20 protein-coding genes are annotated in these 18,808 nt (G+C 65.8%); 9 read left to right on the top strand and 11 right to left on the bottom strand.

All coding sequences use genetic code 11. The features are described 5' to 3' along the window. Positions 1-47: 47 nt before the first annotated feature. On the top strand, positions 48-1,292 hold the full coding sequence (gene manA, locus J2X98_RS00320; protein ID WP_307303327.1) for a mannose-6-phosphate isomerase, class I: 1,245 nt from the start codon (positions 48-50) through the stop codon (positions 1,290-1,292). A 75-nt stretch (positions 1,293-1,367) separates the two neighbouring features. Here the strand turns inward: manA and J2X98_RS00315 are convergent, their stop codons facing one another. Both J2X98_RS00315 and glpX read right to left on the bottom strand, forming a co-directional pair. Then, positions 1,368-2,423, bottom strand: a complete 1,056-nt coding sequence (locus tag J2X98_RS00315) for a lipid II:glycine glycyltransferase FemX (protein ID WP_307303325.1) — start codon at positions 2,421-2,423, stop codon at positions 1,368-1,370. Positions 2,424-2,511: 88 nt separating this feature from the next. Then, entirely contained in the window at positions 2,512-3,534 is a 1,023-nt protein-coding gene (gene glpX, locus J2X98_RS00310; protein ID WP_174237577.1) for a class II fructose-bisphosphatase, read from the bottom strand. A 198-nt stretch (positions 3,535-3,732) separates the two neighbouring features. Here glpX and J2X98_RS00305 point away from each other — a divergent pair, with 198 nt between their 5' ends. The 3 genes from J2X98_RS00305 (at position 3,733) to J2X98_RS00295 (ending at position 6,579) form a co-directional block, all read left to right on the top strand. After that, the gene (locus J2X98_RS00305) at positions 3,733-4,440 is read left to right on the top strand and encodes a DUF4245 domain-containing protein (protein ID WP_307303324.1); all 708 of its coding nucleotides are present in this window, start codon (positions 3,733-3,735) and stop codon (positions 4,438-4,440) included. A 10-nt stretch (positions 4,441-4,450) separates the two neighbouring features. Then, positions 4,451-5,065 carry a carbonic anhydrase gene (locus tag J2X98_RS00300; protein WP_307303323.1) on the top strand — a complete coding sequence of 205 codons (615 nt, stop codon included), beginning with the start codon at positions 4,451-4,453 and terminating at the stop codon, positions 5,063-5,065. A gap of 86 nt (positions 5,066-5,151) precedes the next feature. Continuing rightward, positions 5,152-6,579 (top strand): class II fumarate hydratase, encoded by a 1,428-nt coding sequence (locus J2X98_RS00295; protein WP_141940587.1) that lies wholly within the window; start codon positions 5,152-5,154, stop codon positions 6,577-6,579. Positions 6,580-6,690: 111 nt separating this feature from the next. On the opposite strand, the gene J2X98_RS00290 is transcribed toward J2X98_RS00295, so the two are convergent. Next, the gene (locus J2X98_RS00290; protein ID WP_141940586.1) at positions 6,691-7,161 is read right to left on the bottom strand and encodes an NUDIX hydrolase; all 471 of its coding nucleotides are present in this window, start codon (positions 7,159-7,161) and stop codon (positions 6,691-6,693) included. 52 nt (positions 7,162-7,213) lie between these two features. Continuing rightward, complete coding sequence (locus J2X98_RS00285) at positions 7,214-7,759, bottom strand: prepilin peptidase (RefSeq protein WP_141940585.1); 546 nt, start codon at positions 7,757-7,759, stop codon at positions 7,214-7,216. A 60-nt stretch (positions 7,760-7,819) separates the two neighbouring features. On the opposite strand from J2X98_RS00285, the gene J2X98_RS00280 reads away from it, so the two are divergent. Together J2X98_RS00280 and J2X98_RS00275 are read left to right on the top strand one after the other, a co-directional pair. Continuing rightward, positions 7,820-8,611, top strand: coding sequence for a hypothetical protein (locus J2X98_RS00280; RefSeq protein ID WP_307303319.1), 792 nt, complete (start codon positions 7,820-7,822; stop codon positions 8,609-8,611). A 41-nt stretch (positions 8,612-8,652) separates the two neighbouring features. Beyond that, positions 8,653-9,300, top strand: a complete 648-nt coding sequence (locus J2X98_RS00275) for a GNAT family N-acetyltransferase (RefSeq protein ID WP_307303317.1) — start codon at positions 8,653-8,655, stop codon at positions 9,298-9,300. A 229-nt stretch (positions 9,301-9,529) separates the two neighbouring features. Here J2X98_RS00275 and J2X98_RS00270 read toward each other — a convergent pair whose 3' ends face one another. Together J2X98_RS00270 and J2X98_RS00265 are read right to left on the bottom strand one after the other, a co-directional pair. Next, positions 9,530-10,948 (bottom strand): PhoH family protein, encoded by a 1,419-nt coding sequence (locus J2X98_RS00270; RefSeq protein ID WP_307303315.1) that lies wholly within the window; start codon positions 10,946-10,948, stop codon positions 9,530-9,532. 239 nt (positions 10,949-11,187) lie between these two features. Then, entirely contained in the window at positions 11,188-11,949 is a 762-nt protein-coding gene (locus tag J2X98_RS00265; protein WP_307303694.1) for an isoprenyl transferase, read from the bottom strand. A 146-nt stretch (positions 11,950-12,095) separates the two neighbouring features. Between J2X98_RS00265 and trhA the strand changes: the two genes are divergently transcribed. Next, positions 12,096-12,839 (top strand): PAQR family membrane homeostasis protein TrhA, encoded by a 744-nt coding sequence (gene trhA, locus J2X98_RS00260; RefSeq protein ID WP_373460808.1) that lies wholly within the window; start codon positions 12,096-12,098, stop codon positions 12,837-12,839. 38 nt (positions 12,840-12,877) lie between these two features. Here trhA and J2X98_RS00255 read toward each other — a convergent pair whose 3' ends face one another. Both J2X98_RS00255 and mca read right to left on the bottom strand, forming a co-directional pair. Continuing rightward, positions 12,878-13,228 (bottom strand): hypothetical protein, encoded by a 351-nt coding sequence (locus J2X98_RS00255; protein WP_307303313.1) that lies wholly within the window; start codon positions 13,226-13,228, stop codon positions 12,878-12,880. Positions 13,229-13,321: 93 nt separating this feature from the next. Next, positions 13,322-14,227: a mycothiol conjugate amidase Mca gene (gene mca / locus J2X98_RS00250; RefSeq protein ID WP_307303312.1), complete on the bottom strand. Its 906-nt coding sequence runs from the start codon at positions 14,225-14,227 to the stop codon at positions 13,322-13,324. 127 nt (positions 14,228-14,354) lie between these two features. Between mca and J2X98_RS00245 the strand changes: the two genes are divergently transcribed. Further along, positions 14,355-14,813 carry a DUF4307 domain-containing protein gene (locus J2X98_RS00245; RefSeq protein ID WP_141940579.1) on the top strand — a complete coding sequence of 153 codons (459 nt, stop codon included), beginning with the start codon at positions 14,355-14,357 and terminating at the stop codon, positions 14,811-14,813. 151 nt (positions 14,814-14,964) lie between these two features. Further along, positions 14,965-15,459, top strand: a complete 495-nt coding sequence (greA, locus tag J2X98_RS00240) for a transcription elongation factor GreA (RefSeq protein ID WP_141940578.1) — start codon at positions 14,965-14,967, stop codon at positions 15,457-15,459. A gap of 106 nt (positions 15,460-15,565) precedes the next feature. On the opposite strand, the gene J2X98_RS00235 is transcribed toward greA, so the two are convergent. Genes J2X98_RS00235 through J2X98_RS00225 form a run of 3 tightly spaced genes read right to left on the bottom strand, consistent with a single transcriptional unit; the run spans position 15,566 to position 18,789 of the window. Next, positions 15,566-16,195 (bottom strand): rhomboid family intramembrane serine protease, encoded by a 630-nt coding sequence (locus tag J2X98_RS00235; protein ID WP_307303311.1) that lies wholly within the window; start codon positions 16,193-16,195, stop codon positions 15,566-15,568. An 8-nt stretch (positions 16,196-16,203) separates the two neighbouring features. Next, entirely contained in the window at positions 16,204-17,442 is a 1,239-nt protein-coding gene (gene ilvA / locus J2X98_RS00230) for a threonine ammonia-lyase (RefSeq protein ID WP_141940576.1), read from the bottom strand. Positions 17,443-17,445: 3 nt separating this feature from the next. Next, positions 17,446-18,789 carry an AI-2E family transporter gene (locus J2X98_RS00225; RefSeq protein WP_307303310.1) on the bottom strand — a complete coding sequence of 448 codons (1,344 nt, stop codon included), beginning with the start codon at positions 18,787-18,789 and terminating at the stop codon, positions 17,446-17,448. Between the last annotated feature and the right edge of the window lie 19 nt (positions 18,790-18,808).

Raw genomic sequence — 18,808 nt, 5'->3', positions numbered from 1 at the left:
CGGCCAGCAACTCATCACTGCCCATACCCCTAAGGAACGGAACCGTTTTGTACGAGCTTGAGAACGTCCTCAGGGACTACGCCTGGGGGTCGACGACTGCCATCGCCTCACTGCTGGGCCGTCCCGAATCCGGGCGGCCCGAGGCGGAACTGTGGATCGGCGCGCATCCCGATTCTCCCTCGGTGGCCCACGTCCCGGAGGACCGGACCACGAGCCCTCTCGATGCGCTGGTCTCTTCCGACCCCGAACACTTCCTGGGCGCGGAGTCCGTTTCCGCCTTTGGCCCGCGGCTGCCGTTCCTGGCCAAGATCCTTGCGGCCGCGCAGCCGCTCTCCCTCCAGGTCCACCCAAGCCTTGAACAGGCGCGGGAAGGGTTTGCCCGGGAAAACGGGGCCGGACTCGATCCGCATGCCCCAAACCGGAACTACAAGGATGACAACCACAAGCCGGAGATGATCTTCGCGCTCACTCCGTTCGAGGCGCTGTGTGGCTTCCGCCCGGCAGCTGAGACGCGCCGGATCCTGCAGCACATTGCCGGGGCCTTCCCGGGCCGTGAACAGACCCCGGCGCTGCTTCAGGCCCTCATCGACGATCTCGCTGCCGGGGATGAGGGTGCCGGGCTCCGCCAGGCCTTTGAGCGGCTGATCACCGGGGGCGAGGCGGTTGCAGGGGAAACGGCCCTGGTGGTGGAAGCCCTGCTTTCCGGCGGGTCGCTTGAGCCGTTCCAGGCCGAGCTGGGCACGGTCATCAGCCTCAATGAAAAGTACCCGGGCGACCCGGGCGTCCTGATCTCGCTGCTGCTGAACAGGATCTCGCTCAAGCCCGGAGAGGCCGTCTATCTTCCCGCCGGGAACGTGCACGCGTACCTGCACGGCCTGGGCGTGGAAGTCATGGCGTCCTCTGACAATGTCCTCCGGGGCGGCCTGACGCCCAAGCACGTGGACGTCCCGGAGCTCCTGCGTACCATCGACTTCCACCCGGTGGCTTTACCAATGCTGGCTGCGGAACGGACGGTGATGGACCAGGAACTGTTCCGTCCACCGTTCCGGGAGTTCCAGCTGCAGCGCATCGAGCTCGGGCCAGGCTCGGGGCCGGTTCCGCTGGCGCAGTCAGGCGCAGCGGTAGTGATCGTGGTAGCCGGTTCCGTGTACCTCGACTCCCCCAAGGGCGATCTGGAGCTGTCCCGGGGCGGCAGCGCATTCATCGCCGCGGCGGAAGCTCCGGTCAACGTGCACGCAGTGGCTGGGAGCGCCGAGCCGGCCTTGGCATTTGCCGTCACCACCGGTCTCTAAGCCCGCTCCGCTACAGCAACAAAGGGCGACGGCGGCACCCTGGAGGGTGCCGCCGTCGCCCTTTGTCCTGGCGGCTCAGTTGCCGGGCCGCAGCTTCCGTATCAGTGGGCGGATCTGCCCGGCTGCGGTCTTCAGCAGCCGGCGCCCCTGCTGGAGGCCCTTGCGGGCCATCGGCATGGCCTTGGAATAGGCGGGGTAGAACGGGGACAGCGGCTTTTCCCAAGTGCCCAGGAGCATGTCTTCGTGCCGCGCGAACTGCTTCTTGAAGTCGGAGATGCCGTCGTTGAGCAGGCCGTTGAAGTCGTACCGGGTGCAGCCGTCCTCGCGCATTGACGTCAGGGCCGCCCACTTCACGCCGTAGTTCACGCGCTGCTTCTGGCCTTCGGCCGACACCCCGCCGTAGAGTTCGAACGCGGTGGCGCCGCTGCGCGACAGCCACGTGAAGGCAAGCAACTGTTCCCCGTCGAACGCACCGATAATCGGGGACGCGTCGCCGAGGTTCCGGAAGATGTCCCGGTAGTACTGGTCTTCGTGGATGCCGAAGCCCGCCCGCTCTGCGGTCTCATGGTAGATGGCAAGGACCTGTTCCAGCTCGGATTCGTTCTTGACCTTGCGGAACTCCACGTCACTGCGCATCGCCTTGCGGATGTTGGCACGGGTGGACTTGGACATCTCCGCCATCAGTTCGTCGTCGGTCCGGGTGAGGTCCAGGATGAGCGTGCGGGGAATGAGGACGGTGTTGGTCGATTCCCGGAAGCCGGAAGAAGCCACGGCACCGGCAAAAGCGGAGTCCCGGTCCCAGTCCGGCTCGATGCTGAGAGCCACAGCCTGGTGGCGGACTGCGGCGTGTTCGGCCAGGCGGTTGAGGACCTCCTGGGCGTGTTCCAGGGAACACATCGGGCCGCGCGGGATGTAGGCCAGTGCCCGGAAAGGGAAGGGAAGACGGCGGATGAGCAGCTGGGCGCTGCCGATGGTTACGTCCCCCGACTTGACCAGGACCCGGTCCACGGACCAGCCATGCATCGCTTTGGTCTCGCCCCACCCCCACAGCTGTTGCGGGTGTCCCTGGAACTTGTCGACGTTTTCGTCCCAGAGGGCGCGGTCAGTACAGGGAACAACAGCAGGAATCATGGCTTAAACCCTATACCAAGGCATTAACGGCAAAACCCCGGTGCGCACGTGGGCGCCCCGGGGTTTGCCATCCGGCACTGGACGCGGATCAGCTCTTGCGGGCGTAGTTCTCCCACTTGCTGGCCTGGTGCTCGCCTTCGACAAACCGGATCGTGCCCGACTTGGACCGCATCACGATGGACTGGGTCAGGACCTTGTCCTTGGAGTAGCGCACGCCCTTGAGCAGGTCACCGTCTGTGATGCCCGTGGCGGCAAAGTAGCAGTTGTCGCTGGAGACGAGGTCGTTCGTGGACAGCACGCGGTCCAGGTCGTGGCCGGCGTCGATGGCCTTCTGCTTTTCCTCGTCGCTGGTGGGCCAGAGGCGGCCCTGGATGACGCCGCCCAGGGACTTGATGGCGCAGGCGGCCACGATGCCCTCAGGCGTACCGCCGATGCCCATCAGGGCGTCCACGCCGGTGCCGGAGCGGGCCGCCGCGATGGCGCCGGCGACGTCGCCGTCCATGATGAACTTGGTGCGCGCGCCGGCTTCGCGGATTTCCTCCACGAGCGGGCGGTGCCGGTCACGGTCCAGGATCATCACGTTGAGCTGGTTCACCTTCACGCCCTTGGCCTTGGCGATCAGGTGCAGGTTCTGCTTGACCGGAAGGCGCAGGTCCACCATGTCCGCGGCTTCAGGGCCGGTGACGAGCTTTTCCATGTAGAAAACGGCAGAAGGATCGAACATGGAGCCGCGCTCGGCGACAGCCAGGACGGCCAGCGCATTGTTGATGCCCAGGGCGGTCAGGCGTGTCCCGTCGATCGGGTCAACGGCAACGTCCACCTCGGGGCCCGTGCCGTCGCCAACGCGCTCCCCGTTGAACAGCATGGGGGCTTCGTCCTTTTCGCCTTCGCCGATCACCACGACGCCATTGAAGTGGACGGTCTGCAGGAAGGAACGCATGGCGTCCACGGCTGCACCGTCGGCGGTGTTTTTGTCACCGAAACCAACCCAGTGGCCGCCGGCGATGGCAGCGGCTTCGGTGACCCGGACGAGTTCAAGGGCAAGGTTGCGGTCCGGCTCGTCGTGGCCCACAGCAAGGGACGGTGAAATCGTGGAGTACTTCTGGGTCATGGACGCTGGTGACACGTGAACCTCTTCTTCGAGTGGCGATCATTGAACCCGCCTGCCGGTGCAGCAGAACGGTGATTCCTCTGCTATCGATCATAGTCGGGGCGCCGCGCCGCGGGCGGCCCCGTGACGCGGCTCCGCAATGTACGCCGGCCGGGCCCGGGCGCTCCCGGCCGGCCCGAATGGAAGTCCGGTTCAGGGATGGGCGACTATAGAGGGGTGAATGACATCCAGGAAGCCACCAGTCCCAGCCCGGAAGGGGCGCAGCCCGAAGGCCGTCCGGCCCCGGCGGGCGGCAGTGCGGATACCCCCATCAGGCCCGTGATTCCGGCGGCGGCTGCCAAACGCGCCAACGCGTCGGTGATCGGCATGATCATCGCCCTGGTCCTCAGCATCGCCGCGTTCCTGCCCGTTGTCCTCATGAACCCGCAGCCGAAAAGTGACGGCTACCGGCCGGACGTGGATGTTGCGTCGGTGGCGCGGAACGCGGCGGATGTGGCCGGTTTCACACCGGTTGCTCCGGACACGGGCAACACCTTCCGCGCGAACTATGCCCGGTGGGAGGCAGGGACAGCCAATGGTGTCCCCACCTGGGAAGTGGGGTACCTCACCCCCAAGACCTCCTTCATCGCCCTGGTGCAGACCACTAAAGCCAACCCCACCTGGCTGCTCCAACAGACCAAGAACGCTCCCGTCACCGGGACCCGGAATGCCGGCGGCCAGGACTGGGAACTGCGGGATACCGGCAAGGGCGAAAAGTCCATGATCCTGAACTACCGTGGCAGCACCGTGATCCTCTCCGGGGCCGCGCAACTGGACGAACTGGCAACCCTGGCCACCGCCGTCGTCCGGTCCCTCGAAACCAACCCGGCAGTCACGGTTTCCCCGTCCGCCGTCCCCACCCCGTAAAGTGGGGGCCGTGACGACTAACCTGACCCCTGCACTGGCCTGGCGCCGCCTGCGCGAAGGCAACGAACGTTTCGTAAACGGCGAATCCTCCCACCCCAACCAGAACGCTTCACGGCGCTCCTCACTGGTGGACACGCAAAATCCCTTCGCCGTCATCTTCGGCTGCTCCGACTCCCGGCTTGCGGCAGAGATCATTTTCGACGTCGGCCTCGGTGACGTCTTCGTGGTCCGCACGGCAGGACAGGTGATTGACGACGCCGTCCTGGGCTCGCTCGAATACAGCGTCGCGGTGCTGGGGGTGCCGCTGATCGTGGTGCTCGGGCACGACAGCTGCGGGGCGGTCACGGCCACCCGGGATGCCGTTGAAACCGGCGAGATGCCCGCAGGCTTCATCCGCGACCTCGTGGAGCGCATCACGCCCTCCGTCCTGACGTCCCTGCGGAACAACCAGACCGAGGTCAACGACATGGTGGTGGAAAACGTCAAGCAGATGTCCCAGCGCCTTGCCGACAGTTCGCGTGTGATTTCCGACGCAATTCAGGGCGGCCGGACCGCGGTGATCGGCCTCTCCTACCGGCTGGCGGAGGGCCGCGCCGACCTTGTTTCCGGAATCGGCGAGCTTTAACAGCGCCCGGCGGCGGTCCTTCGGGCCGCCGCCAACGCTGCCTTAACGGTTTTCGATGGGGCGCCCGATCGCCATAAGCTAGCCCCATGACTTCCACTGAAGAGTTCCGCATTGAACATGACACGATGGGCGAAGTCCGCGTCCCCGTGAACGCACTGTACCGCGCGCAGACGCAGCGGGCAGTGGAGAACTTCCCTATTTCCGGCAAGACCCTGGAGCGCACCCACATCGAGGCGCTGGCACGGGTCAAGAAGGCTGCAGCCCAGGCCAACGCAGAACTGGGCGTGCTCGACGGAGAGCTGGCCAAGGCGATTGCTGACGCTGCCGATGAGGTGGCTGCGGGCAAGTACGACGGCGACTTCCCCATCGACGTCTTCCAGACCGGTTCCGGCACCTCCTCGAACATGAACACCAACGAGGTCATCGCCGAGCTGGCGACCCGCGCTCTGAAGGCCGCCGGCAGCGACAAGGTGGTCCACCCGAACGACCACGTCAACGCCTCGCAGTCCTCCAACGACGTGTTCCCCACCTCCGTGCACGTTGCCGCAACCTCCGCGCTGATCAACGACCTCATCCCCGCCCTGGGTTACCTGGCCGAATCGCTGGAACGCAAGGCGGCCGAGTTCAAGGACGTCGTCAAGTCCGGCCGCACCCACCTCATGGACGCCACCCCGGTGACCCTGGGCCAGGAGTTCGGCGGCTACGCCGCGCAGGTCCGCTACGGCATCGAGCGCATCAACGCCTCGCTCCCCCGCGTTTCCGAGGTTCCGCTGGGCGGCACCGCCGTTGGCACCGGCATCAACACCCCTGCCGGCTTCCCTGAGCGCGTCATCGAACTGCTCGCCACGGACACCGGACTGCCGCTGACCGAGGCCCGCGACCACTTCGAGGCCCAGGCCAACCGCGACGGCCTCATCGAAGCGTCCAGCCAGCTGCGCAACATCGCCATCTCCTTCATGAAAATCAACAACGATCTCCGCTGGATGGGCTCCGGCCCCAACACAGGCCTGGGCGAAATCGCCCTCCCGGACCTGCAGCCCGGCTCCTCGATCATGCCCGGCAAGGTCAACCCGGTCATCTGCGAGGCTTCCATCATGGTCGCAGCCCAGGTCATCGGCAACGACACCGCCATCGCCTGGTCCGGCACCAACGGCGCTTTCGAACTGAACGTCGGCATCCCCGTGATGGCCGCCAACCTGCTCGAGTCCATCCGCCTGCTGGCCAACACCAGCCGCGTGATGGCGGACAAGATGATCGACGGCATCACCGCCAACGTTGAGCGCGCCCGCTTCCTGGCCGAGGCTTCCCCGTCCATCGTCACGCCGCTGAACAAGTACATCGGCTACGAGAACGCCGCCAAGATCGCCAAGACGGCCGTCAAGGAGGGCCTGACCATCCGCCAGGCCACCGAGAAGCTGGGCTTCGTCGGTGAAGGCGACGGCAAGGTCTCTGAGGCTGATCTCGACAAGGCCCTGGACGTTACCACCATGACGGCCCCGGCCCACAAGGCCTAGCAGCGCCAGTTCCACTCCGCGTACGACGGCGGCCGGCACCTTCCACACGGAAGGCTACCGGCCGCCGTCGTACTTAAGCGTGGCATCCAGAAGGTGCCACCGCGTGGGCCTTTAGGGCTCGAAGTGGACGGCACCGGAAGGGGAAAGGGCCTGGCGGATGCTGGTGAGGTGCCCGGGCATGAGTTCGGGAAGCTCGTCCAGGCCAAACCAGCCGACAGCCAGGGATTCGTCGTCATTGACCCTTGCCTCACCGGAGACGTAGCGGCACAGGAACACTACATCCAGGAACTCGCAGACGTCTCCGTTGGGGTAGGTGACCGGACCGACGGCGCCTACGGAGACCACGCGTTCGGCCTCCGCCACCACCGCGGTCTCCTCGAAGATCTCCCTCACCAGGCCCCGGGCGGGCTGCTCCCCCGGATCCAGCATGCCGCTGATGAGCGCCCACTGCCGGTTGTCCGCGCGCTGGGCCAGGAGGATCCGGCCGGCGTCGTCGACCACCACGCCCCGTACCCCCGGGACCCAGAGGGGATCGTTGCCGATCTTCTTGCGCAGCTTCAGGACGTATTCGGGTGCAGGCATACTGCCAGCCTACCGAAGAGCCGCTGACTTCCGCGGGCGCCCCGGGAGTGGTTCACGCAGGCAGCAGCATGGCGGCAGCGGCGCCGGCGAGCATGAACGGACCGAACGGTATGGCGGACTTCAGGGTCCCCCGCCGTGTCACCAGGATTGCCAGGGACCACAGCCCGCCCAGCAGGAAAGCCAGGAAGGTACCGGCGAACAGGTGCCCCCAGCTGAGGTAGCCAAGGTACATACCCAGCACGCCGGCGAGCTTGACGTCCCCGAATCCCATGCCCGGCGGGTAAACGAAGCGCAAAATGAAGTAGAAAAGCCAGAGGATGGCAGCGCCGGCAATCACGCGGACCAAAGGCGTGGCCAGAACCGCGCTGAGCGTCCCCCGGGCCGGATCGGGGCCGGTCCAGGCCACAGCGGCCGCCAGCAGGAGAAGCGCACCGGCCACGGCATAGGACGGGAAAACGATCCTGTTGGGCAGGAGGTGGTGCCGGACATCGATAATGGTGAGCCTGACGGCCATCACGGCAAAGTAGAGGCACGCCGCGAGTACCAGCCAAAAGGCAAGCGGTGTGTGCTGCCAGAGTTCGCCGAGTCGTCCGATCACCCCTCGGATGCTACTGGATCCACCCATTCCGGCCGTAGCACCGCCGCGTAAAATGTGGATATGTCCACCTGGGACTCCCGGCGTCGCCCGGCTCCGGATACTCCTGCCCCTGCGGACCTGGCTGCCATGTTCCGGAACCTGTGCCGCTCTTCGCCATGGAAATGGCAGTCCCTGCGGTTTGAGTACTGGGACCAGCCGTTTGCCTCTGCGCCTGCCCCCGGAGCTCCCTTCGTCCGCGCCTGGCTTCGCCGTCCGGGGGCCCTGCGGCTGGAAAGTCCGGAGGGACTGGTCCTGCACAGCACCACCGGAATCAACGATTCCAGGGACGTCTTCTACGTGAGCGCCACCCGCAAGTCCTGGCTCCTCCCTCCGCACCTGGTCACCCCCGTCTACGACGACGCAGGCCTGGTGCGCCGCAGGCCCGAGGCCGCCTACGGCGAGCCGGGCTTCGGCAACGGCCGTTTCTCCGCCGCGCTTGACCCGGTGGAGCTCGCGGGCAACGCACCGGTACCCATCGAGTTTCCCGGCAGCAACGCCCTGGACATCCAGGATCTCCGGTACGCGGCCCATGAAGGCCGCCCTGTCCTCGAGGCGGAGGTGGTACCGAACGCTGCCTACCGGCCCGCCGATCCGTCAGCACCGCTCTGCCTTCCCGGCAGGTCCCGACTCCGCGTGGACGTGGGTACAGGAATCTGCGTGTCCAGCCGGTCCCTGCAGCCCGACAAGGACGAATATGGACATTGGATCCGCATTATCGCCGTGGACGAGTACATGCTCGATGACCTCTTCCTGGCCGAGTCCATGAACCTGACCGACGTCCGCCGGCACATCAGCTGGGACGTGCCCGCCTGAGGGTGGCAGATCCCGGGCGTGCCATCGGCTAGGCTTCGCGGATGACGACGATGAGCTCCATCTGGCCCCTGTTCGACCTCAAGCTGAGGACGCCGCGCCTGGAGCTCCGCCCCATCACCGACCAGGACATCCCGGCAGCCGTCGATGCCGCCCGCAGCGGCATCCATGAACCGGGCAGGAATCCCTTCAGCACGCCCTGGTCCGAGCTGCCGGACGATGAACTCGGTCCCAACATGGCCCGCTGGTACTGGCGGTGCAGGGCTGAGTGCACACCGGAGAACTGGACTCTGCTCCTGGGCATCTGGCACGAGGGCCAGTTCGTCGGATGCCAGGACGTCGGCGCCAAGGAGTTGGCGGCGCTCAAGACCGTCAGCACCGGATCGTGGCTCAAGCAGTCCGTGCAGGGCGTTGGCCTCGGCAAGGAGATGCGCGCCGCCGTCGTCCTCTGGGCCTTTGACTGGCTAGGCGCCGAAGTTGCCGAATCCGAGGCCGCCCAGTGGAACACCGCTTCCCTCGGCGTCTCCCGCTCCCTCGGCTACGAACCCAACGGCATTACCCGCAAGGCCTGGGGCAGCAAGGTCCAAACAGTCCAGCACGTCCGCGTCACCCCGGACACGTTCAAACGCCCCGAGTGGTCCCTGCAGGTCCAAGGGCACGAGGCAGCGGCCAAGTTCCTCAGCGTGCGTTGATTGCCTGTCCGTGGCTGGGTACGCCGGGCCACGGTCCTTCTCCGTCGCTTAGACACTGCGCATAGGGCCACCTTCGGTCGCTGGGCGACCTACGGCGGCCGATGCGCCGCGATGCGCTCCTACGAGGAGGCCCGTAACCCGGCTTGGGCGTGGGGCAGCCTTCCGGCAGCGTGCGTCAAAGGCGAGGAACGAGCCAGCACGCAGAGGAAGGGTGCCCCACGCACCCCCGTCAGCCTTCCAGGAGCTCTGTCACCAGGGCGGCGATGGGAGAGCGTTCGGAGCGGGTGAGGGTGACGTGGCCGAAGAGCGGGTGTCCTTTCAGGGTTTCGACGACGGCTGCGATACCGTCGTGGCGGCCGACGCGGAGGTTGTCCCGCTGGGCGACGTCGTGGGTGAGCACGATCTTGGAGTTCTGGCCCATGCGGCTCATGACGGTGAGGAGGACGTTCTTTTCGAGCGACTGGGCCTCATCGACGATAACGAAGGCATCGTGAAGGGAACGTCCGCGGATGTGGGTGAGGGGCATGACCTCGAGCATGCCCCTGTCCATGACTTCCTCGACGACTTCCTGGCTCACCAACGCGCCGAGGGTGTCGAAGACTGCCTGCGCCCAAGGGTTCATCTTCTCGGACTCGGATCCGGGCAGGTAGCCAAGTTCCTGGCCGCCCACGGCATAGAGCGGCCGGAAGACGATGACCTTGCGGTGTTCGCGGCGTTCCAGCACGGCCTCCAACCCGGCACAGAGGGCCAGCGCCGACTTGCCGGTGCCGGCGCGGCCTCCAATGGACACGATTCCGACGGCGGGGTCCATCAGCATGTCGATGGCCAGCCGCTGCTCGGCCGAGCGGCCGTGGAGGCCGAACACGTCACGGTCGCCCTTGACCAGGCGCACCTGCTTATCTGCACCCACCCGGCCGAGGGCGGAACCGCGGTTGGAGAGCAGGACAAGCCCGGTGTTGACGGGAAGTTCGGCTGCGGCGGGGATGAAGACGGGCTCGTGGCCGTACAGTGTTGCGATCTCCTGCTCGTCGGCCTCGATTTCGGCAACGCCCGTCCAGCCGGAGTCCTTGACCAGTTCGTTGCGGTACTCGTCTGCGGTGAGCCCCATGGCAGATGCCTTGACCCGCATGGGCAGGTCCTTGGAGACCACGGTGACGTCGCGTCCCTCGTTGGCCAGGTTCTTGGCCACCGCGAGGATTCGGCTGTCGTTGTCCCCGCTGCGGAAACCCAGCGGCAGTACTTCCGCGGAGATGTGGTTCAGTTCCACCATGAGGGTGCCACCCTCCTCGCCAATGGGAAGGGGCTGGTTCAGGCCGCCATGCTTGATCCGAAGGTCGTCAAGGAGCCTGAGCGCCTTCCGGGCGAAGTAGCCGAGTTCGGGATCGTGCCGCTTGGATTCCAGTTCGGTAATGACCACGACGGGAACCACCACCTCGTGTTCGGCAAACCGCAGGAGTGCATGGGGATCGGAGAGCAGGACAGAGGTGTCGATGACGAACGTGTGGATGTCGGCTTCCCTTCCGGAGACAGCAAAACCGGCCGCAGCATCAGTTGCCGCACCGGTTTCAAAGGTGGCTCGCTCGGCGCGAGAGGTAGCTTTCCCGCCCTGTCCAACCAGGACCTCGGGCAGTTGTTCAGAAGTAGCCACATCGACTCCAGCCCCGGGCGCAAGCCCGGAATTGTTATTGGTGAAGCGGCTCGGCCACGAGGCCGGGTCCGGCCTCCCATACAACCGGTGCGATGTTTCGCTCCATGTACTGGCCTCCCCGATCAGCCGGCGGTTTTGCCTGCTGATGGATATAACGTAAATCCACCACAGGTGATTTCCGCAACCATTTGGCCGCGATTTCTCTGGCGGATGTATGAACTCGTTATGAACCGGGGGTTTCAGGCGCCAAAGCGGCGCTGGCGGCCCGCGTAGTCCCGCAGGGCACGGAGGAAGTCCACCTTCCGGAAGGCGGGCCAGAGGGCCTCGCAGAAGTAGAACTCGCTGTAGGCGCTTTGCCACATCAGGAAACCGGAGAGACGCTGCTCCCCCGACGTCCTGATAACCAGGTCCGGGTCCGGCTGGCCGCGCGTGTAGAGATAGCGGGAGATGTCATCCACGCACAGGTCATCGGCGAGCTTGGAGATGTCCATGCCCTTGGCCACGGCGTCGTGCAGCAGTTCGCGCACGGCATCCACGATCTCCCTGCGGCCGCCGTACCCTACAGCCACATTCACGTGGATCTTCTCCCTCACAGGGGTCCTGGTCGTGAGCTTGTTGAGCCGTTCGGCCAGGTAGTCGGGCAGCAGTTCCGGGGCGCCCATGGCGTGCACGGAGATGTTCGCGTCTTCGTCCAGCCGGTCCAGCGTGTTGGCGATGATGCCCATCAGGAGGTCCAGCTCCTCGCTGGAGCGGTTCATGTTGTCCGTGGACAGCATGTACAGCGTGACCACTTTGACGCCCAGCTCCTGGCACCAGCCCAGGAATTCGTGGATCTTGTCGGCGCCCGCCTGGTGGCCCTGACTGGTGGGGGCGTTGAACTGCTTGGCCCAGCGCCGGTTGCCATCGACCATGACGCCGATGTGCCGCGGAATGCGGTCGCGCGGGAGATCCCTGAGAAGCCGGCGCTCGTAATAGCCATAGAGGAACCCGGGCAACTCCACGCGTCCACTCACCTGACTTTCCTGCCGAACGTACATCCACATCCTAGGCTACCGCTCGCGGGAGCCTGGACCGGCAGTACAGAAACGCGGCACGAAAGCTATGTTACTCACCGGTAACTTACCGGACCGTAGGTTATTCTGGTGTCATGAACAGCCACTCCCCCGAGGCCTCGGCGGCACCCCCGCCGGAGGACCGGACTCCCGGCCTGCAACCGGACGCCAGTGCCGTGGACGATGCCGCGGTCCGCCTGGCTGAGCTGCTGATGATCAAGCCGAAGTGGCGCGGATGGATCCACACGGTAACGGCTCCTCTCGCCCTGGTCGCCGGCGTCATCCTCGTCGCCCTTGCCCCCACGCCGGACCGCAAAGTCACGTCCGCCGTCTACGCCGCCACCGGCGTCCTGCTGTTCGGGGTGAGCGCGGTCTACCACCGCGGCAACTGGTCACCGCGCGTCAAGCTCGTCCTGAAGCGGCTGGACCACACCAACATCATGCTGGTGATCGCGGGCACCTACACCCCGCTGGCCTGGACGCTCCTGGAACGGGGACAGGCCATGGTGCTCCTGTGGGTAATCTGGGCCGGAGCCATCCTCGGCGTCGGTTTCCGGCTGTTGTGGACTGACGCGCCCCGCTGGCTCTACGTGCCCATCTACATCGCGCTGGGCTGCGGTGCGCTGTTCTACCTGCCGCAGTTCTTCCAGGCCAGCGTCACGGCGGCCGTGCTGGTTTGCGTGGGTGGCGTCCTGTACATCGCCGGCGCCGTCTTCTACGCGCTGAAGAAGCCCAATTTCAGCTACTACCACTTTGGTTTCCACGAACTCTTCCACGCTTTCACCGTGTTTGCATTCGCTGCCCATTTTGGGGCAATCGCCCTGGCGGTCCTTTCCTAGCGGCAGGCTCCCCAGGAAACGGCCGTTTCGGGGCCGGCCTACTCGCGGGGACGGGAAAGCCCGTTAGACGACCCGTCTTCCCTGGACTGACTGGACTGACTGGACGGCCGGTGCGCACCGTCGTCGAGCCCGTCCTGGTCCTCCGCAGCTTCCACGTCCGCCGCAGCGGCGGCCGCCATGCGCTCTTCCTCCACCTGGGCCCGGTACCGGACGCGGCGGATCCGCCGCACCATGTCGACAATGAGCAGGGCGGTCGCCACGACGAAGAAGGCCGTCATGATGAATCCCAGCAGGCCCGGGGTCACCTGATCCTCGGAGATGCCGTCCCTGAGTGTCGGAGTGGGCAGCGGGGTGGGCGTGGTGGCCAGGCGGAGGAGCAGATAATGCACGGTTGAAACCTTCTGGTGGAACGGATGCAGCAGGAAGCGGACGGAGTGTCGCCGCGGCTATCTTCTACGCAAGATAGAAATTGTCTGCCCTGTCTATCTTAGCCCTGCAAACAGGTCCTTTTCGGGGAGCTCCGAGTGCACCCGTGAATGAATCAGCGAATAGTCCTCCCAGGGCCAGACCCGGCGCTGCATCTCCGGCGAAACGGCGAAGAAGAATCCAAGGGGGTCCACCTGTGTCCGGTGGGCGCGCAGCGCGTCGTCGCGCACCTCGAAGAAGTCTCCGCAATCCACCTGCGTGGTGGTGGCATGGGCGGCCGGTGGCGGCGTGTGTCCCTCGGCGTCGGACTCCAGCCAGGCGGCCAGCCGCTCGGCATACGGGGACTGCAGCCCGGCCTCTTCCAGGGCGAAATGAAGCGCCCGGAAACGCTCGGGGCTGAACGCCCGGTCGTAGTAGAGCTTGCTCGGCTCCCACGGCTCCCCCGCCCCAGGGTAGCGTTCGGCATCGCCCGCCGCTTCAAAGGCTTCCACAGCCACCCGGTGGGCCATGATGTGGTCCGGATGCGGGTAGCCGCCGTTCTCGTCGTAGCTGAGGATGACGTGGGGCCTGAAAGACCGGACCAGCCGCACCAGGGGCGCTGCGGCCTGGTGCAGCGGCAAAGTGGCGAAGGAACCCGACGGGAGGGGCGGAAGCGGGTCTCCTTCCGGAAGGCCCGAGTCGACAAACCCCAGCCAGCGCTGGCGGATGCCGAGGATGGTGGCGGCGCGCTGCATTTCCAGCCTGCGTGCGCCGGCCATGTCCCGCTTGGGATGCGGCTCGCCCTCCACTGCGGGATTCTGGATGTCTCCCCGCGATCCGTCCGTGCAGGTTGCCACGAGGACATCCACGCCGGCAGCCGCGTACATGGCCATGGTGGCAGCGCCCTTGCTGGATTCGTCATCCGGGTGGGCGTGGACCGCGAGCAGCCGGAGCGGCACCTGGGGGTTGCTGGACGCTGTCATGGAAGAGACGGCTCCTTATTCTTCTTTCGCGGCATGATGGCAGCTGTCGGATGATGTGGGGGCGCCCCGCCCTGCGGCGGCCACGGCCAACGCAGGGAGTATGGGGAAAGGGCACTAAACTGGTCTGGTGACTTCCCCGGACCAGCCGGCCCAACCCGCGCCCGCAGACACTAGCCTAGCCAATCGGTATGGTGCTAAAAAGCGCCGGCTCTCCCCCAAGGCTGCCCGGGTTGTGATCGGAGTGGCGTTGGCTGGGGGAATCGCTTTCCTGGGGTGGGCCACCACGTCCAGCTCGCTGTCCGGGGTGACCTTCAAGGACGTTGGCTACAGCACCACCGATTCAACGCTCGCCGAAGTGGACTTCCAGGTCACCAGGGAACCGGCCAAACCCGTCAAGTGCGCCGTGAAGGCCCTCGATTCAAAGTTTGCGGTAGTGGGTTGGAAAGTGGTGGACGTTCCGCCATCGGCGGCAGATGGAACGCCCGACGGCGGCAGGACAGTGGCCCAGCGCGTCACCTTGCGCACCGAGTCGGCGTCGGTCTCCGGCGTGGTGGACAGCTGCTGGATACCGGGCGGAGAGTCATAGGTCGTGTGACGTGCAACGCTTCAGTGTTGGGTTATCTCCAGTGGATTGACTACAATGGAGAGATACCTTTACCCCGCTGAGCTGGTTACTGTTCCACAAGTGGCCACCGTGGCGGGGTCTTTTGCATGTAGGACCACTAGAGGAGAAGTCCGTGTCTACCACCAACAGCGCATCTGCAGCCTGGCTCACCCAGGAAGCTTTTGACCGCCTGAAGGCAGAGCTGGACCACCTTTCCGGCGCAGGCCGGGCGGAGATCGTCCAGAAGATTGAAGCAGCGCGGCAAGAGGGGGACCTCAAGGAAAACGGGGGCTACCACGCGGCCAAGGAGGAACAGGGCAAGATCGAAGCCCGTATCCGCCAGCTGACGGTGCTGCTCCGTGACGCCCATGTGGGTGAAGCGCCTGCCGATGACGGCATCGTTGAACCCGGCATGATTGTGGTCGCCAGGATCGCGGGTGACGAGGAGACCTTCCTGCTGGGTTCGCGCGAGATCGCTGGCGACTCCGACCTGGATGTCTTCAGTGAAAAGTCGCCCCTTGGTGCAGCCATCCTGGGCCATAAGGAAGGCGAAACCCTCAGCTACGTTGCGCCCAACGGCAAGGACATCAAGGTGGAGATCCTCTCTGCCAAGCCGTACGCCGCGTAGCGTAACCATCCGGCGCAGACAACCGGCGGCCGCCCTCCACGGGGGACGGCCGCCGGTTCGCTTTAACGCTCCCGGGCCGGTCCAGCTGCGTTGGCACGAACCCGGATCAGTCCTGCCGCGTGACGGCGGGCAGGCGCGGACGCAGCAGCAGGGCGGCCACCACCCCACCGGCGGCGCCGCCCAGGTGCGCCTGCCAGCTGACGTACCCGGCCACGAACGGCAAAGCGCCCAGCAGGATGCTTCCGTAGCCCATGAAGAGGACCGCTGCGAGCAGGATCTGCCGCCAGCTGCGGTTGAAGAATCCCCGCACCAGGAGGAACGCAAAGAGCCCGAAGACCAACCCCGAGGCCCCCACGGTGACGCCGTCGCCAATAAGCCAGACCGTGAGGCCGCTGCCGAGCCAGCTGAAAGCCAGCGCGGTGAGGAACACCCGCAGCCCTGAAAGGAACACCAGGAAACCGAAGATGACCAGGGGAAGGCTGTTGGACAGCAGGTGGTTCAGGTTGGCGTGCAGGAGCGGAAAGGTCAGGATGTCCAGCAGCCCGTCGGGGCTTCTCGGCCGCAGGCCAAAGGTCCGGTTAAGTGCTCCCATCATCAGCGTGTTGAGCACTTCGATGGCGAACAGCAGCGCTACGAACCCGCCAAGGACCGCCAGTCCGGCCCTTGCGCGGGAGGCAATGGTGTGGCGCTCTGGATCCCGCCCGTCGCCCGTGGGTCCGCTGACCGGTCCCGCCATCGCCGTTCCTAATGCACCACGATTGGCTGGAAGCCCTCGGCGCGGAGGGCGCTGAGTACTTGTTCCCCGTGCTGGTGGCCTTTGGTTTCCAGGTTTACGGTGATGGAGACGTCGCCCATGCTGATGGAGCCACCCACCCGGGTGTGGTCCAGGCCGGTGACATTGGCGTCGTTTTCGGCGATGATGCGGGCGATCGTTGCCAGCGAACCCGGGCGGTCATCCAGCATCATCCGCACCGTCATGTAACGGCCTGCAGCGGAAAGGCCGCGCTGGATCACCTTAAGCATCAGCATGGGGTCGATGTTGCCGCCCGACAGGACGGCCACGGTGGTTCCGGGGTTCTCGATCTTGCCGTCCATGAGGGCAGCCACGCCCACGGCGCCTGCTGGTTCCACCACCATCTTGGCCCGTTCCAGCAGGAAGATCAGGGCGCGGGCCAGCGAGTCTTCACTGACGGTGACCACATCATCAACCAGTTCCCGGATGATGCTGAAGGGCAACTGCCCCGGGCGGCCCACCGCGATGCCGTCGGCCATGGTGGACACCTTTTTGAGTGGCACCAGGGCGTCGGCGGCAAGCGAGGGCGGGTACGCTGCGGCGTTTTCCGCCTGGACACCAATGATCCGGATCTCCCGGCCGAGTTCCCGGGCGCGCGCCTTGATGGCGACCGCGACCCCTGCCAGCAGTCCCCCGCCGCCTACGCCCATGAGGACGGTATCGACGTTGGGGACCTGCTCCAGGATTTCCAGGCCCACAGTCCCCTGGCCTGCCACCACGTCCACGTTGTCGAAGGGGTGGACGAAGACCATGCCCGTTTCATTGCTGTAGCGCTGGGCCTCGGCGAGTGCCTCGTCCACGTTGTGTCCATGCAGCACCACTTCGGCGCCGTGGCTGCGGGTGGCGGCAAGCTTGGGCAGTGCTACGCCGAGGGGCATGTAGATGCGGGCCTTGATGCCAAGGCTCTTGGCGGCGACGGCGACTCCCTGTGCGTGGTTGCCGGCGGACGCTGCCACCACCCCCCGCTTTTTCTCGTCCGGGGAAAGCCGGGCCATCCGAACGTAAGCGCCGCGCACCTTGAACGAGCCGGCACGCTGGAGGTTCTCGCACTTGAAGTACACCTCGCCGTTCACCATGCCGCCAAGGGCCCGCGACGATTCCACAGGGGTGCGCGCAATAATCCCGTCAAGCAGCTTCTGCGCCTCAAGGACATCGTCCAGTGTGACGGGAAGGGTTTCAAGGATCTTCACGGACTACTCTCCTCTGGGTTCCGCCCGGCTGCCTTCCGGCGAGGAGGCACGGGCATCACGGTGTTCGGCTGGAGTGCCTGCCGCGGTGTCCCCCACGTCTTCGGATGCAGTCCGGGGTTCAACATCCTGGATGGTGTTGTCCCCGCCCGCTCCGGCGGTGATGGGCTTCCCGGCAATTACCGGCACCTGTTCATGTTCCCACGTTCTGGCGGCGATGTAGCGAACGGCCGAGTTTGCTACGGCCAGGATGGGTACGGAGAACAAGGCTCCGGGGATGCCCGCGAGGTAGGAACCGGCCGCAACGCTAAGGATCACGGCTACAGGGTGCAGCGATACCGCCTTGCCCATGACCAGGGGTTGCAGGATATGGCCTTCCAATTGCTGGACCAACAGGACGATGGCCAGCATGACCAGGGCGTTTACGGGGCCGTTGGCCACAAGGGCCAGAAGGACGGCGACGGCGCCCGTCACCAGGGCGCCGACCACCGGAATGAAGGATCCAAGGAAGACCAGCACACCCAGGGGAAGCGCCAGCGGGACGCCAATAATCGCCGCGCCCACGCCGATGCCGAGCGCATCGACGGCCGCCACGAACATCTGGATGCGTGCGTAGCTGACCATGGACGCCCAACCCCTATGGCCGGCCCCGAAGGTGGCGGCACGGGCTTTGCGGGGAAGCATCCTGACCAGGAACGCCCAGATCCGGTCACCTTCCAGGAGGAAGAAGATGAGGATGAAGAGCGAGAGAAGCATCCCGGCGGCGAAGTGTCCGGCGGTGCTGCCAAAGGACAGGGCGCCGCTGACGATGCTGCTGCTGTTGTTCTGGAGCGCGTCCGTGGCTTCCTTGACATACTGGTCGATCTGGGTGGCGGTGAGGTGCAGGGGGCCCGCGGAAAGCCAGTCCTGGACCTGCCGGACGCCCTCAAGCGCCTGCGAGTAGAGCTCGCCGAACCCGACCGCCAGCTGCCTGCCCACCAGTGCCAACGCACCGGCGATGACGCCGATGAAGCCAAGGACAGTCACGGCGACGGCCAGCCCCGCCGGCAGTCCCCGCCGCTTCAGCCAAGCCGTGACGGGGCTGAGCAGTCCGGCGAGGAGGGCCGCCACCATGATCGGAATAATCAGGAGGGTGATGTGGCTGAGGAGCCAAACCAGAGTCCCCACCATCAGGAGTATCAGGCCGAGGCGCCACGACCAGGAAGCGGCGATGCGGATGCCGTACGGTATGTCCTTGTCCAGTTCGCGGTCAGTGAGCACCCGAAGGGGCGCAGCGGCGGCCGGCGCCGCTGGAGCCGAATGGGCGGGAGCTGGGTGGGCCAGGGTAACGTCGTCCTCTTTTGGCGTCATATCCCCATACTTCCGCAGC

Source organism: Pseudarthrobacter enclensis (assembly GCF_030811655.1).
GTDB lineage: Bacteria > Actinomycetota > Actinomycetes > Actinomycetales > Micrococcaceae > Arthrobacter > Arthrobacter enclensis_A.
This window is presented reverse-complemented; position numbering and strand designations above follow the sequence as displayed.